The organism is Nostoc sp. CCY0012 (genome assembly GCF_963920855.1).
Classification (GTDB): domain Bacteria; phylum Cyanobacteriota; class Cyanobacteriia; order Cyanobacteriales; family Nostocaceae; genus Cyanocohniella.
Genome location: NZ_CAWUDM010000035.1, coordinates 1 through 15,077, shown reverse-complemented (window position 1 = coordinate 15,077; position 15,077 = coordinate 1). Strand labels below are relative to the sequence as shown.

Genomic DNA, 15,077 nt, shown 5'->3' with positions numbered 1-15,077 from the left:
ATCCCCCTAAATCCCCCTTCAAAAGGGGGACTTTGCCCCCTGCTCCCTGCGCCCCTGCCTACCCCAGTGATAGGATATTTTTTTAGTTGGAAGTCCCTTAGGACTGCAAGCGGACAGCCACGCTACCGCCATGTGCGGGTAAACCTTCCGCTTTTGCGAGGATGACAGCTGCTTCACCTATGGTTTGCAATGCTTGTTGATCGCATTCCAAGTAGGTAATCCGTTTGAGAAAGTCGTAAACACTCAAACCAGAAGCAAAGCGGGCTGAACGGGCTGTGGGTAACACATGATTTGGCCCGCCTAAATAATCGCCGATGGCTTCTGGGGTATAACGTCCTAAAAACATACTCCCCGCACATTTAATTTGACTAGCAAATTCTTGTGGGTTGTCTACACACAATTCTACGTGTTCGGGAGCTAGCCGATTGAGTAGGGGGATGCTTGCAGCTAAATCATCAACTAAGATTATTGCTCCATGTTGTTGCCAACTGGCACTAGCTACTGCTTTGGTAGATAAATTGGTGAGAATTTGCTCGATAGCTGCTATGACTTGCTGGGCAAAGGTTTCAGAATCGGTAATTAAAATAGATTGGGCGCTGGGGTCGTGTTCTGCTTGCGATAGTAAATCCCAGGCTATCCACTCTGGGTTGTTTTTGTCGTCGGCTACTACCAAAATTTCGGAAGGCCCAGCGACGCTATCAATGCCTACAGTTCCAAATACCTGACGTTTGGCTTCAGCAACATAGGCGTTACCAGGGCCAACAATTTTATCTACAGGTATGAGGCTTTCTGTACCATAAGCTAAAGCAGCGATCGCCTGCGCTCCACCTATGCAATAAATCTCTGTCACCCCGGCAATTTGGGCTGCGGCTAGAACTGCGGGATTAATCTCACCGCGAGGCATGGGTACTGACATGACTATTCTTTCCACCCCGGCAATTTTGGCTGGTAAAGCATTCATCAACACAGAACTAGGATAGCTGGCGCGTCCTCCAGGTACATAAATTCCCACTTGGGATAAAGCCACCCAATTTAATCCCAGTTTCACCCCGGCTGTGTCGGTGTAGCCAATATCTTGGGGTAATTGTTTTTCGTGAAAAGATCCAATTCTAGCCGCAGCTAATTTAAGAGATGCCTTGACATCTGCCGGACATTGTGCAGCGCATTCGGCAATAAAGTCTGCACTCAAATGCAGAGATGGGGGACTGTAATGATCAAAACGGCTAGTATATTCTTTAACTGCGGCATCACCACGCACTTTTACATCAGCAAGAATACTCCTGACTGTACCACTAACATCAACCGTTGCTTCCCGGCGATCGCTCACCAGTGTTTGAAATTTAATAGAAAAATCTTTGTCGGTTGTTTTAAGTAGCTGCATGGACTGTATCTCTAGAGTAATGCGGGTTTTGCCGTAATAATAGTTTAGTGTAGAGCTGTTTAAAACTGCTAGCATTGTGTCATTGTGTTTGCTGCTGCAAAAGCATCGTTTGCAGACCACACAGTATCAGAGTTATAGTCCATCGTAGAAATGTACCACTAACATCAACCGTTGTTTCGTAGCGATCGCCTTTCAATGACTAAAATTCATACTACATATCTGCTTTATCTTATCAATCCGTGAAATAAACATTAATATAGGTGACAACGAATACTTTTTAGCAAGGATATATTAGTTTATTTAACTATCTAAAAAAGCTGTTACTTGAATACAACCTTACCTAAACATTGGGTTTTTCCAACTAAAGATAGATATATTTATCAAGGACAACATTATGTTTATATATATATATAAATATTTAGTGTTTGAATTATATATTTCATCTAAATGGTAGGCTCATTTTTAGCTTAGAGTGAAATTATAAGCATCAATCTTTGATGTATTAAAAGCAAGTCCTAAAAATCTCAGGGGCTATATATAATGACTTCTCGGCGTTCTACCAAAAAATCTCAATCCGATCCCCCTGAAAAGCAGGAGAATAAGCAAAATCAACTATTTCCCATTGTGGGCATGGGTGCTTCTGCGGGAGGATTAGAGGCATTCACCGAATTACTTAGGTATTTGCCTACTGATACAGGCATGGCCTTTGTTTTAATTCAGCATTTAAGCCCCCATCAAAAAAGTCTGTTGACAGAAATTCTATCTCGGACAACCTCAATGCCTGTGGTGGAAGCTCAGGATGACTTGGTGGTAAAACCCAATCATGTATATGTGATTCCGCCCAATGCTGTGATGACTATCACTGAAGGGCGGCTGAAACTGTCACCACGTCAGCAGGTTCGTGGTCAAGTGATGACTGTGGATAGTTTCTTTCGTTCCTTAGCGGAGGAACGGGGAAACAAAGCTATTGGGGTTGTATTATCAGGGGGTGATGCCGATGGTTCACGGGGACTAGAAACCATTAAAGGGGCTGGCGGAATTACTTTTGCTCAGTGTGATTCATCAGCAAAGGTTCCCAGTATGCCAAATACAGCGATCGCTTCCGGTAATGTCGATTTTGTCTTGACACCGCAACAAATTGCCGAAGAACTTGCCAAAATTAGTACTCATCCCTATATTATTCATCCCACTCCAGTGAAAGCAGTGGATACACTAATTGAGGGCGGAGATGCCCTCACAAATATCTTCAGTTTGTTACGAACTGCTACAGGAGTTGATTTTAACCACTATAAGCAAACAACCCTGAAGCGGCGTATCCTGCGGCGGATGATTTTGTATAAGTTAGAAAGGCTAGAAGATTATGTGCCTTATCTTCAAGATAACCCCGCAGAAGTTAAAGCACTATATCAAGATGTCTTGATTACTGTTACCAGTTTTTTCCGCGATCCTGAAGCCTTTGAAGCTTTAAAAACTAAAGTATTTCCCCTAATTACTAAAGATAGAAGCCCCGATTCACCTATTCGTATCTGGGTTGCTGGTTGTTCCACAGGTGAGGAAGCTTACTCCATTGCTATTTGCTTATTAGAGTTTTTAAACAATCAGGTAATTAATACTACCATCCAGATTTTTGCTACCGATGTCAATGAGAGAGCAATTGAAACAGCCCGTAACGGCATCTACAAGGCTAACCAAGTAATGGATGTTTCTTCTGAACGATTACAGCGTTTCTTTGTACCAGTAGAGAGTGGTTATCAAATTAGTAAGCCAGTGCGTGAACTGTGCGTTTTTGCCAGACAAAATTTAATTAACGATCCTCCATTTTCGCGGTTGGATTTGATTACATGTCGGAATGTGTTAATTTATTTGAGCAGCGCTGTGCAGAAAAAGCTGCTGCCAATTTTTCACTATGGTCTCAAATCTCATGGCTTTCTGATGTTAGGCACATCAGAAACAGTGGGTGAATTTACAGACTTGTTTGCTTTAGTTGATAGAAAATATAAAATTTATTCCCGCAAAATAGCTCCGACTCAATTGGGAATGGATTTGATTGCTAGCAACTACCCCGTAGAAACTTTCAACCCCCAGTTGCCAGCACACACGGATACGTGGAATGATTTAGAAATGCAAAAGGAAGCTGACCGGATTGTCTTGAAGCAATACGCTCCGGTTGGTGTAATTATTAACGAAGATTTGGAAATTTTGCAATTTCGGGGACAGACCAGTTCTTATCTGCAACCTGCACCAGGTAGACCCAGCTTTAATCTGCTGAGAATGGCCAAAGAAGAATTACAGCTAGAGTTACGCACCGCCATTCACCAAGCAAAAAAAGGAGAAGAAGCGGTAACTAAATCAGGTATTGAAATACAAGAAAACGAACAAGTCAAGCACGTGAAAATTGATGTTGTGCCATTTAAACCTGTTGCGGCTACAGAACGCTACTTTTTAGTGATGTTTAGCACTACTATACCTGAGTCAACAGCGATACAAACAGGCGATAGTAGTGCGCGTCTGGGGCAACGCAAATTAACTAATGAAGAGAGAGAGAATAAACGACTCAGACAGCAATTAGCCACCAATCAAGAACATCTACAATCGATTATTGAAGAACATTTTAGAAGTAATTAGCACTCTCAATTTTAAAGCCCAAGAAGTTCAAGACCAAGAAGGGCATTGGTACGACCTGCGGATTCGACCCTATCGGACAATTGATAACAAAATTGATGGTGCTGTAGTCGTGTTAGTGGAAATTGATGACCTCAAACGCAGCGCCGAAAAACTCCGAGCATCTCGTGATTACGCAGAAGCTATTGTAGATACTGTCCGGGAATCCTTGGTGGTGCTGAATGTAGACTTACAAGTGGTGAGAGCCAATCGCTCTTTTTACGAAACATTCCAATTATTACCTAGTGAAATAGAACAACGCCCCATCTTTGAGATTAGCAATGGACAATGGAATATTCACCAATTGCGATCGCTCTTAACAGAAGTTCTCCCCCACAATGCCCCATTTCAAGACATAGAAGTTGAGCTTGATTTCGAGCAAATTGGTCATAAAGTTTTGTTATTCAATGCCCGGAAAATGATCCAATCGGACGATGAGCAACTAATTCTGCTGCTGATTGAAGAAATCACTCAGAGGAAGCAATGGGAAGTAGAACGTACCCAGTTGCTAATACAAGAACAGTCAGCGCGAACTGCGGCGGAAACTGCTAACCGTGCTAAAGATGAGTTCTTATCAGTTCTTTCCCATGAACTGCGGAATCCACTCAATGCTATGTTGGGGTGGGCTAATTTACTCCGGACACGGCAGTTAGACGAAAGTACTGTGAATCGGGGACTGCAAGCCATTGAACATAGCGCTCAGGCACAATCCCAGCTAATTGGCGACTTATTAGATATTTCGCGCATTAGCTCCGGTAGATTGCGTTTAGAAGCCGAGCAGCTTGAGTTAGTACCGATAATTGAAGAAGCAATCAATATTGTCAGGCTGTCAGCCGAAGCCAAAAATCTGCAAATAGAACTGAGATTAGATCCCACACCCAAAAACATAATTGGCGATCCAACTCGCTTACAGCAGGTGTTTTGGAATTTACTATCTAACGCCATTAAATTCACTCCAACCGGCGGTAGAATTACAGTTACACTAGCTTACACCGACTCTCAAGCACAAATTCAATTCAGCGATACAGGACAAGGTATTAGCGCTGAAATGCTCAATCGCATATTTGATCGCTTTTGCCAAGCCGATGTTAGTAGAACACGAACCAATACCGGCTTAGGATTAGGGCTAGCGATCGTGCGGCATCTCATAGAACTCCACGGTGGTACAGTGGAGGCACAAAGCCAAGGTGTAGGTCAAGGCGCAACTTTTACAGTCAAGCTGCCTTTAAATACTCAGCCACCAGAAATTACTATACCAAGTGATGCCCAGCCAGTCGTCTCCACAGATCAGACACCTGAAACAACACCATCAATCGGTGAAATTCCATCCCTAGTGGGCATACGGGTATTACTTGTAGAGGATCAAGGAGATATCCAACAGTTATTTCAAATAGCACTGGAAGATTACGGTGTGGAAGTCACAGGAGTAGGTTCAGCAAGTGAAGCCTTATCAGCACTAACGGCAAATCCTGGTGGGTACGACGTACTTTTATCTGACATCGGTTTACCAGAAGAAGACGGTTATGCATTGATTCGTCAGGTGAGAGAGTTGAGTCCGGAAGCTGGCGGACAAATTCCCGCCGCCGCCCTCACCGCTTATGCTGGACATGCAGACGAAACAGAAGCTTTAGCCGCAGGATTTCAAATGCACGTTGCTAAACCCATCCAACCCGCTCAATTATTATCTGTAGTTGCGACCTTGGCAGGTAGATTAGGGGTTGACTATTGACCAAAACAATTTTCAATTCGCAATAGAGCCTACGGATGCCGCCAGGCTGTACGCAATTCGCAATTCGCAATTAAAATATGCCAGTTTCCAATTAGATAATTGTAACAAGTGGCGTTAGAGGTTTTGAAATGCCTATTTTGTCGGTAATGCTTCTGGTCGAACTGTTAATATCTGTTGGCTACCGTTGCGACTGACAGTAATTTGTATGGGATTACCAATATTGGTATTTTCTACTTGTTGTTGTACTTGCTTGACATCTTGAATAGCTACATTATTCATGGTTTCAATAATGTCACCTGGACGTAATCCTCCACGAAAAGCAGGTGAGTTGCGGGCGACGCCTAAAACAATGACACCAGTATCTTGAGTAATTTCAATATCAATATCACTTTGATTAATTTTCTCGCGCAATTCTGGACTCAATTGAGCCATTTGCAGCCCGATATATGGATGATCTACGCGTCCTTTTTCTATTAATTGTTGGGCAATTCGTTGAGCCGTATTGATGGGAATGGCAAAGCCTAATCCTTGCGCTCCTTGGATGATGGCGGTATTCATCCCAATTACTTCTCCTTGAGCATTCAGCAAAGGGCCGCCAGAGTTACCCGGATTAATGGCTGCATCGGTTTGGATAAAGTCAACTCGCTCGGCTGGTACACCCAAAGCCGCCACAGAACGCTGTGTAGCACTGATAATTCCTTGGGTAACAGTGTTATCTAATCCGAGGGGATTACCAATTGCGATCGCCCACTCTCCTGGGTTTAAATTATCTGAGTTACCTAGCTTCACTGTCGGTAATTCGGTCGCCGGAATTTTCACCACAGCTACATCTGTGACAGAATCAGTACCCACCACTTCACCTTGCAAACGGCGACCATCCTTTAACAGTACAGTCACAGTATCTGCATTTGCCACTACATGGGCATTTGTAAAAATTAGTCCATCGGCAGTAGTAATAAATCCTGAACCAAGACCCCGTTGCACTTCTTCTCTAGTGGGTAACTCTCCCTGGAAAAACCTTTCAAATACAGGGTCTGGGGATACTGCTACAGTCCGAGTCGAATCAATTCGCACCACGGCTGGCCCCACTTCTTGGACAACTTGAGTTATATAATTGACATCTGTATTTGTAGCTGATTGCGGCACTATATTTGGTAATACAGGCTGTTGAGTATTCCTGATACCCGTGTTAGCAGCACAACCAGTTACAAGTAATACCAAATAAAATGCTGGTTGTTGGAGAAAATTTTTCATACAAAATTGCGAAATTAGCCATTAGTAATTAGTTATTGCTTACTTCCTCTTGTCCCCTTATCCTCCCATTCCTCCTACTCTCATTCTAGTAATTCCAATCATTTCATCTTGATTTCATTTTTGTCTGCAAAGCTAGATATTGCGGCGTTGCATAGTTGCGGGATGAATTGGGATTTTTAACCAAGGTGAAAAGTCGGTTTTTTGCGCCTTTGCGCCTTTGCGCCTTTGCGTGAGACAAAAATCATCCCATTATTCAGCAAAGCTAGATATTGCATATCAAACCGATGCTTGCACAACTAGTTCTGGGAAACAATCAATGCCAAGCTTGACTCTCTAGTGAACTGGAGAGTACAAAATATAATGCAGAACTATAGCTGGAAAAATAACTTATGCGAAATCAATTTTTGAGAAATAATTTTTTGGCGTTGAGTTTTGTAGCATTGACATCTGTGTCTGGTGGAGTTTTGACGGCTTGTTCTCCCAATACAGCCGAAAACCCTACCCCCAATACTACTGCAACTGAAACCACTGACCACCAGCATATGCATCATGGTGGGATGAATCATGCAATGGATTTAGGGCCAGCCGATGCTAGCTATGATTTGCGGTTCATTGATGGGATGATTATGCACCATGAAGGTGCTGTAGTCATGGCTAAGGAAGTTCAGGAAAAGTCACAACGTCCAGAAATGAAGCAACTAGCCGAGGAAATCATTACAGCCCAAAACCAAGAAATTGCTCAAATGCGCGAATGGCGGACAGCTTGGTATCCTAACGCTGGAGATAAACCCTTGGCTTATCATGCCGAAATGGGTCACATGATGGAAATGACCCCAGAACAAATGCAAGCCATGATGATGAGCATGGATTTGGGTGCAGCCGATGAGGAATTTGATTTGCGGTTTATTAATGCCATGATTCCTCACCATGAAGGTGCTGTAGTCATGGCTCAAGATGTTTTAGAAAAGTCTCAGCGCCCGGAAATTAAGAATTTAGCCCAAGAAATTATCAAGGCGCAAGAAACCGAAATTAATCAAATGAAAGAATGGCGACAAGCTTGGTATAACAAGTAAGGATTTTTGATAGCGATGCCTAACTCTCTACCTTCCCCAGCACTGGGAACTGTGCTGAGTTTTCTGTTATTTGCTAGTTCTGGTGTTGTGATTGCTCATCCTGGACATGGTGACGAATTTCATAGTGGAAGTGATGCTACACCTTCTGTCACCCCTGTTCAAGTTGATGCCCAAACTTCTCAACGGCTAGGAATTAAAGTTGAGCCAGTGAAACGCCAGCCATTAGCGGTGAGTATCAAAACCACTGGGCAAATAGAAACTTTACCGAGTCAACAAGCCCAAGTAACTACTCCCATTCCTGGGGCAAAAGTGGTAGAGCTATTGGTAGAACCGGGTGCAGTGGTTAAACGAGGTCAACCTGTAGCTGTGGTATCTAGCCCGGAGTTGGTATCGCTACGTGTAGAATCTGAGGAAAAATTGGCACAAGGTCGGGCGGAATTACAACAAGCCGAAGCTGATTTAAAGTTAGCTCAACAAAATTACCATCGCTTTCAAGAAATCGCCGCCGCCGAAATAACTCAAGCCCAAACTCAAGTAGCATTTGCTCAAGAAACATACAACAAAGACCAAGAACTAGCTGATGCGGGTGCTTTACCACGGCGTAATGTTTTAGAATCTCAAACCCAACTCACCCAAGCCCAAGCACAATTAACCACAGCTAACAGCCGTCGTGATGTGATTGCGGCGCAAAATCAACTGCAACGCGCCCAAGCTGCGGTAGATGTAGCCAAATCACGCATTTCTCTAAGTAATACTACATATGAAACCCGACTGCAACAACTAGGAATCCGTAGCAATCCTAGAGGATTAGTCACCATCACCGCCCCGATTTCTGGTACAGTCGCCGACAGAGAAGTCACCCTGGGGCAATCATTTCAAGATGCAGGCGATAAACTCATGACCATTGTCAACGATAGTCGAGTATTCGCCACCGCCAATATATATGAAAAAGATTTAGAGCGAGTCAGAAACGGACAACAAATACGCGTCAGAATTGCATCTGTCCCTGATCGCATATTTACCGGACGCATTACCGTAATTGATTCTGTAGTCGGACAAACAAGAGTCGTACCTGTAAAAGCAGAAATAAGTAACCCAGGCGGAATCCTCAAGCCAGGAATGTTTGCCGAGTTAGAAGTCCTCACAGACCAAGCATCGTCACCCATCTTAGCTATACCAAGTTCCGCCGTCATCGAAGCCAACAACATCAAACAGGTATACATCCAAAACGGTAACGCCTATCAACCAGTAGAAGTCACCTTGGGGCAAACCTCCGGGGACATGGTAGAAGTCAAAACCGGCTTATTCGAGGGAGACTTAGTAGTTACCCAACGCGCCAACCAACTTTACGCTCAATCCTTACGTAGCCCAACCTCAACCCCAATCACCGACCATCAACACACCCCAGAACCCACAACATCCAACTTCCCATTGTGGCTAATAGCAATAGGAGGAAGTGCGATCGCCTGTTTAGCCTTCATCACAGGTATCCTCTGGTCAAACCGCCGCCAACCAAACCTACTCCCCACCACCACCCTAGACAAAGAAACCTCTCCCCACGCCAAATAAACCTCCTTTGCGTACCTCTGCGCCCCTTTGCGTTGAAAAAAAGAAACTCTCCCCCCTGCACCCTGCCCCCCCTGCCTCCTCATATGCTCAACACCATCCTTAAATGGTCAATCATCCAACGCTGGATAGTTGTACTCGGCGCAGTCATTATCACCTGCTTGGGTGTATATAATCTTACCCAGATGCCATTAGATGTCCTTCCCGACTTTGCCCCACCCCAAGTAGAAATTCAAACAGAAGCCCCCGGATTAGCACCAGAAGAAGTAGAATCCCTGATCACCCTCCCCATCGAAAGCGCCATGAACGGCACACCAGGAGTAGAAACCGTCCGTTCCTCCTCAGCCGTGGGTATTTCCGTCGTCAAAGTCATCTTCAACTGGAACACAGACGTTTATCAAGCCAGACAACTAGTAACAGAAAGGTTACAACAAGCACAACAAAAATTACCCGAAGGTGTAGAAAGCCCGCAAATATCACCGATTACATCCCCCATCGCCACAGTCTTACAATATGCCTTCACCTCCGACACCCTCCCACTCATGGAAATCCGGCGGTTAGTAGATTCAGATGTCACCAATCGCTTACTAGCTGTACCCGGTGTTTCCCAAGTGATTGCTTATGGTGGTGATGTGCGTCAGTATCAAGTTTTAGTAGATCCCGCCAAACTGCAAGCCTTTAATGTCACCTTAGATCAAGTGACAACCGCCGCCAGAAACGCCAACGTCAACGCTGCGGGCGGATTTTTAATTAATCCCGACCAAGAACTAATTATTCGGGGTTTAGGGCGTATCGAGTCTATTGAAGAACTAGGAAAATCTGCGATCGCCTCATTCAATAATACACCAGTACTACTGCAAGATGTGGCAGATGTGCGTATAGGTGCAGGATTAAAACGCGGCGATGGTAGCTTAGATGGTCAGCCAGCTGTTGTGGTGATGGTCAACAAACAACCACACAACGACACACCCACAGTCACCAAAGCCATCGAACAAGCCATGACAGAAGTGAAAGCTGGCTTACCCGCAGATGTCGTAGTTACAGAAACTTTCCGCCAAGAAAACTTTATTGCTGCTGCTATTCATAACGTTACCAGTTCCCTCAGAGATGGCATCATTATTGTTTGCATTATCTTGTTGATGTTCTTGATGAACTGGCGCACTGCAATTATTACTTTAAGTGCTATTCCTTTGTCAGTGCTGATTGGGATGATGATTCTCGGCTGGTTTGGTCAAGGTATTAACACCATGACACTAGGAGGTCTAGCTGTAGCCATTGGTTCAGTAGTAGATGACTCGATTGTCGATATGGAAAACTGTTACCGGGGTTTACGTCAAAACCAAGTAGCTAAAAATCCGGTGCATCCCTTTAAAGTTGTTTATGATACCTCTGTGGCGGTGAGAGTCAGTGTAATTTTCTCCACAGTAATTATCGCTGTTGTCTTTGCCCCTATTTTCACCCTTACAGGTGTAGAAGGTCGGATATTTGCGCCGATGGGTGTCGCCTATTTGGTATCAATTTTTGCCTCAACTTTTGTGGCGATGACTTTATCACCGGCACTTTGCGCGATTTTATTAGCGAATCGACAACTACCTACAGATGATACTTGGGTGAGTGCCTGGAGTCAGCGAGTTTACAGACCTATCTTGGCTTTTACTACCAGATTCCCCAAAATAATTTTACTGATTGCTACAGCTTCTTTAGTAGCATCATTAGTAGTTTTAACGACATTGGGGCGAGTATTTTTACCAGAATTTCAGGAATCATCTTTAGTGAATGCAATGGTGCTGTATCCGGGAAGTTCCTTAGAAGCGACTAATCAAGTAGGATTTGCTTTACAAGATGCACTTCAAGACGATCCCAGATTTACAACTGTACAGTTAAGGTCAGGACGCGCCCCCGGTGATGCAGATGCGGGTGGTGTGAACTTGGGTCATTTAGATGTGGAATTGAGTGCAGAAGGATTGCAGGATCGGGAAGGGAGTATAGAAAAGCTACGTGCAGAATTTGCCAAAATTCCCGGAGTTGCGCCTAGTATTGGCGGTTTTATTTCCCATCGCATGGATGAGGTATTATCAGGAGTTAGAAGTGCGATCGCAGTGAAAATATTTGGCCCTGATTTATCAGAATTGCGGCGTTTGGGGTCAGCAGTAGAAGATGTCATGGGTGATATTCCCGGACTGGTAGATTTACAACTAGAACCCCAAGTCCCCATTAGACAGGTGCAAATTAAATTTAACCGAGATGCAGCCGCTCGTTATGGTTTAACTGTGGGTGAATTGAGTCATACGTTAGAAACAGCACTGAATGGGCGAGTTGTATCTCAAGTATTGGAAGGACAACAATTATTTGATTTGGTGGTTTGGTTGCAGCCTGAATCACGCAATAATTTAGATGTAATTCGTAATTTATTAGTAGATACTCCGACAGGTCAAAAAATTCCTTTAACGCAACTTGCCAATATTGATTACGGAACAGGGCCGAATACAATTAATCGGGAGAATGTTTCCCGTTTGATAGTTGTATCTGCTAACGTTTCTGGTAGAGATTTAGGTTCGGTTGTAGATGAAATTCAAAGTCAAGTTAGTCAATTGATTCAGTTACCCACAGGTTATTTTATTCAGTACGGTGGACAGTTTGAATCAGAACAACGTGCTACGCAAAATTTACTTTTGTTTGGGGGAATAGCGTTTGTAGTAATTGCAGTTTTAATGTACTTTGCTGTTAAGTCTGTGGCTGCGATGTTGATGATTATGGTTAATTTACCTCTCGCACTGGTGGGGGGTATTATTTCTATTACTTTGGGTGGTGGGGTGATTTCTGTTGCTTCGTTGGTGGGGTTTATTACTTTATTTGGTGTAGCAACTCGTAATGGATTGTTGTTAGTAGATAATTATAATCACAAGTTGTCCCAGGGGATAACTTTAAAGGAAGTAATTTATCAAGGTTCAATGGAACGTTTAGTAGCGATTTTAATGACCGCTTTAACTTCGGCTTTGGGGATGATTCCTTTGGTGATTGGTACAGGTGCGGGTAAGGAAATTTTGCAACCTCTAGCTGTGGTGGTTTTGGGTGGTTTGTTTACTTCTACGGCTTTGACTTTAATTGTATTACCTGCGTTGTATGCTCAATTCGGTAAATTTTTGATGCCGAAGGAAATACAAGCTTCTATGAATGTGCAGAATGGTAAGGCGGTGAAGGCTATTTGGGATTGGTAATTTATTGTTGATAATAGTGCTTGAAAAGGAGTAAATCTATGAAGTTGATAAGATTTAATTTAGTTGTTTTGTCTAGTGTTGGACTGCTGTTTTTAGGTGCTTGTGGTAATGGTAATGAAATAGCGAATACAGAAAATACGGCTACGGCTAATACTGAAACTCCTACAACCGAAGTGAAACCTATAGCGAAATCAAGTCATCAACATGGCCCTACTAAGGGTGGTCAAGTGGTGGAAACTGGTAATTATCATTTGGAATTTTTAGCTGAACCAGAAGCTGGGGGAAGTCATTTAGATTTGTATTTACTAACTGGTGATACTCACGCAACTGTACCTAATGCTAATGTTACAGCCTTAGTGCAAATGCCTGATGGTCAAGAAAAAACTGTTCTTTTTACTTATAGCGACAAAGATAAACACTATATAGGTATGTTAAATGTAACAGCATCGGGTCAGTATCAGGTGAGAATTACTGCTAATGTTAATGGTGAAAGGGTCAACGGACGTTTTAGCTTTAATAGATAATAATATATAGCGTTTCCTATACATTACTCATAAAATTAGACAATCTTAGCGTCCCTCTGCGTTGAAAAATTTCTGAATTTGGAGCGAAGCAACATGACTAATTTAACTTTACAATTACCTGCCAATCTGCAATTTACTGATGATGAATTTGCCCAAGTTGTTGCTGCTAACAAAGATTTGCGTTTAGAATTATCTGCTGAAGGAGAATTAGTTATCATGTCACCCACAGGGGGAGAAACAGGAAACCGTAATTTTGATTTATTAGGTCAAATCTGGTTGTGGAATGGTCAATATAAATTGGGTAAGGCTTTTGATTCTTCCACTGGCTTTAAACTTCCCAATGGTGCAACTCGCTCTCCTGATGCTTCTTGGATAAAAATAGAAAGATGGGAAAGTCTCACACCACAGCAAAGAAAGAAATTTTTGCCTTTGTGTCCTGATTTTGCGGTGGAGTTGGTTTCTGAAACTGATGATTTAGCGGATACTCAAGCCAAGATGCGCGAATATTTAGCTAATGGCTTACAACTGGGTTGGTTAATTAATCCCCGTGAACAACAAGTAGAAATTTATCGTCCTGGTCAACCAGTGGAAGTTTTGCAATCTCCGACAAGTTTGTCTGGTGAAGATGTACTTCCGGGTTTTATTTTAAATTTACAGGCTATTTTTGCATAACAGGATTATGTTTTTTTTAACGCAGAGGTACGCGAAGGTTAGCGCAGAGGTACGCAGAGTTTTTCTGTGCTTAAATTATATAGCTCAAATTCAAACTTACCGTTAAACAATGAGAGTCTTACTGGTTGAAGATGAACCAGATTTAGGGGCGGCGATTAAACGAACTCTTACCCAACATAAGTATTTAGTTGATTGGGTAATGGACGGAGATGAGGCTTGGGCTTATTTAGAAAATAGCTGGACAGAATATACATTAGCTATTTTTGATTGGATGTTACCTAAAATTTCTGGTTTAGAATTATGTAAAAGATTGCGTAACCGTAATCATCCTTTACCTGTGTTGATGTTGACAGCAAAAGATAGTATGGAAGATAAAGTTGCTGGCTTAGATGCAGGTGCAGATGATTATTTAGTTAAGCCTTTTGGTATGGCAGAATTATTGGCAAGATTACGCGCTTTGCAAAGGCGATCGCCTCAATTTTTGCCCCAAAAATTAACTGTGGGTAATTTAACTTTAGATTATGGTAATAATTTAGTTTTCAGTCAAGATTTACAAGAAGTTATTCTGACTAATAAGGAGTTTCAGTTACTGGAATATTTTATGAAGCATCCAAATCAAATTATTACGACTGAACAAATTCGCAATCAGCTTTGGGAAGTGAATGCGGAACCTGTTAGTAATGTGGTGGCGGCGCAAATTCGGTTGTTACGTCGTAAGTTGGCTCATGTTGGATGTGATAATGTAATTGAAACTTTACATGGATTGGGCTATCGGTTTAATGTTAATTGATTTATGTCTCACGCTAAGGCGCAATCGCGCTTCGTGATCTCGAAGAGTAGACGCAAAGTTTTATGAATCACAATAAGTTGTTTCAGCAGACGCGGCTACGTTTGACTTTGTGGTACGCACTGGTGATGGCTGTAATTTTGAGTTTGTGTGGATATGCTTAACGGGTGACAAGAAGGCTAAACAGCTTGTTTAATAAGGGATAGAGCCTG

At 42.9% G+C, this 15,077-nt stretch carries 10 protein-coding genes; 8 read left to right on the top strand and 2 right to left on the bottom strand.

Going from position 1 to position 15,077, the window contains the following annotated elements; genetic code table 11:
• Positions 1-97: 97 nt before the first annotated feature.
• Complete coding sequence (gene hisD / locus ACM0OS_RS12135; protein ID WP_414543440.1) at positions 98-1,381, bottom strand: histidinol dehydrogenase; 1,284 nt, start codon at positions 1,379-1,381, stop codon at positions 98-100.
• Positions 1,382-1,921: 540 nt separating this feature from the next.
• Between hisD and ACM0OS_RS12130 the strand changes: the two genes are divergently transcribed.
• Positions 1,922-4,006, top strand: a complete 2,085-nt coding sequence (locus tag ACM0OS_RS12130; RefSeq protein ID WP_414543439.1) for a chemotaxis protein CheB — start codon at positions 1,922-1,924, stop codon at positions 4,004-4,006.
• Complete coding sequence (locus tag ACM0OS_RS12125; RefSeq protein WP_414543438.1) at positions 3,981-5,771, top strand: ATP-binding protein; 1,791 nt, start codon at positions 3,981-3,983, stop codon at positions 5,769-5,771. The genes ACM0OS_RS12130 and ACM0OS_RS12125 overlap by 26 nt, the downstream gene beginning before the upstream one ends.
• Before the next feature lie 132 nt (positions 5,772-5,903).
• On the opposite strand, the gene ACM0OS_RS12120 is transcribed toward ACM0OS_RS12125, so the two are convergent.
• Positions 5,904-7,025, bottom strand: coding sequence for an HhoA/HhoB/HtrA family serine endopeptidase (locus tag ACM0OS_RS12120; protein WP_414543437.1), 1,122 nt, complete (start codon positions 7,023-7,025; stop codon positions 5,904-5,906).
• A gap of 389 nt (positions 7,026-7,414) precedes the next feature.
• On the opposite strand from ACM0OS_RS12120, the gene ACM0OS_RS12115 reads away from it, so the two are divergent.
• From ACM0OS_RS12115 to rppA, 6 genes are all read left to right on the top strand, one after another.
• Positions 7,415-8,098: a DUF305 domain-containing protein gene (locus ACM0OS_RS12115; protein WP_414543436.1), complete on the top strand. Its 684-nt coding sequence runs from the start codon at positions 7,415-7,417 to the stop codon at positions 8,096-8,098.
• 15 nt (positions 8,099-8,113) lie between these two features.
• A complete protein-coding gene (locus tag ACM0OS_RS12110; RefSeq protein ID WP_414543435.1) occupies positions 8,114-9,667 on the top strand; it encodes an efflux RND transporter periplasmic adaptor subunit in 1,554 nt (517 codons plus the stop codon).
• 83 nt (positions 9,668-9,750) lie between these two features.
• Complete coding sequence (locus ACM0OS_RS12105) at positions 9,751-12,882, top strand: efflux RND transporter permease subunit (protein ID WP_414543434.1); 3,132 nt, start codon at positions 9,751-9,753, stop codon at positions 12,880-12,882.
• 38 nt (positions 12,883-12,920) lie between these two features.
• On the top strand, positions 12,921-13,406 hold the full coding sequence (locus tag ACM0OS_RS12100) for a hypothetical protein (RefSeq protein ID WP_414543433.1): 486 nt from the start codon (positions 12,921-12,923) through the stop codon (positions 13,404-13,406).
• Between the two features lie 93 nt (positions 13,407-13,499).
• Positions 13,500-14,078 carry a Uma2 family endonuclease gene (locus tag ACM0OS_RS12095; RefSeq protein ID WP_414543432.1) on the top strand — a complete coding sequence of 193 codons (579 nt, stop codon included), beginning with the start codon at positions 13,500-13,502 and terminating at the stop codon, positions 14,076-14,078.
• Between the two features lie 109 nt (positions 14,079-14,187).
• Positions 14,188-14,868 carry a two-component system response regulator RppA gene (gene rppA, locus ACM0OS_RS12090; protein WP_414543431.1) on the top strand — a complete coding sequence of 227 codons (681 nt, stop codon included), beginning with the start codon at positions 14,188-14,190 and terminating at the stop codon, positions 14,866-14,868.
• The last annotated feature ends 209 nt before the right edge of the window (positions 14,869-15,077 follow it).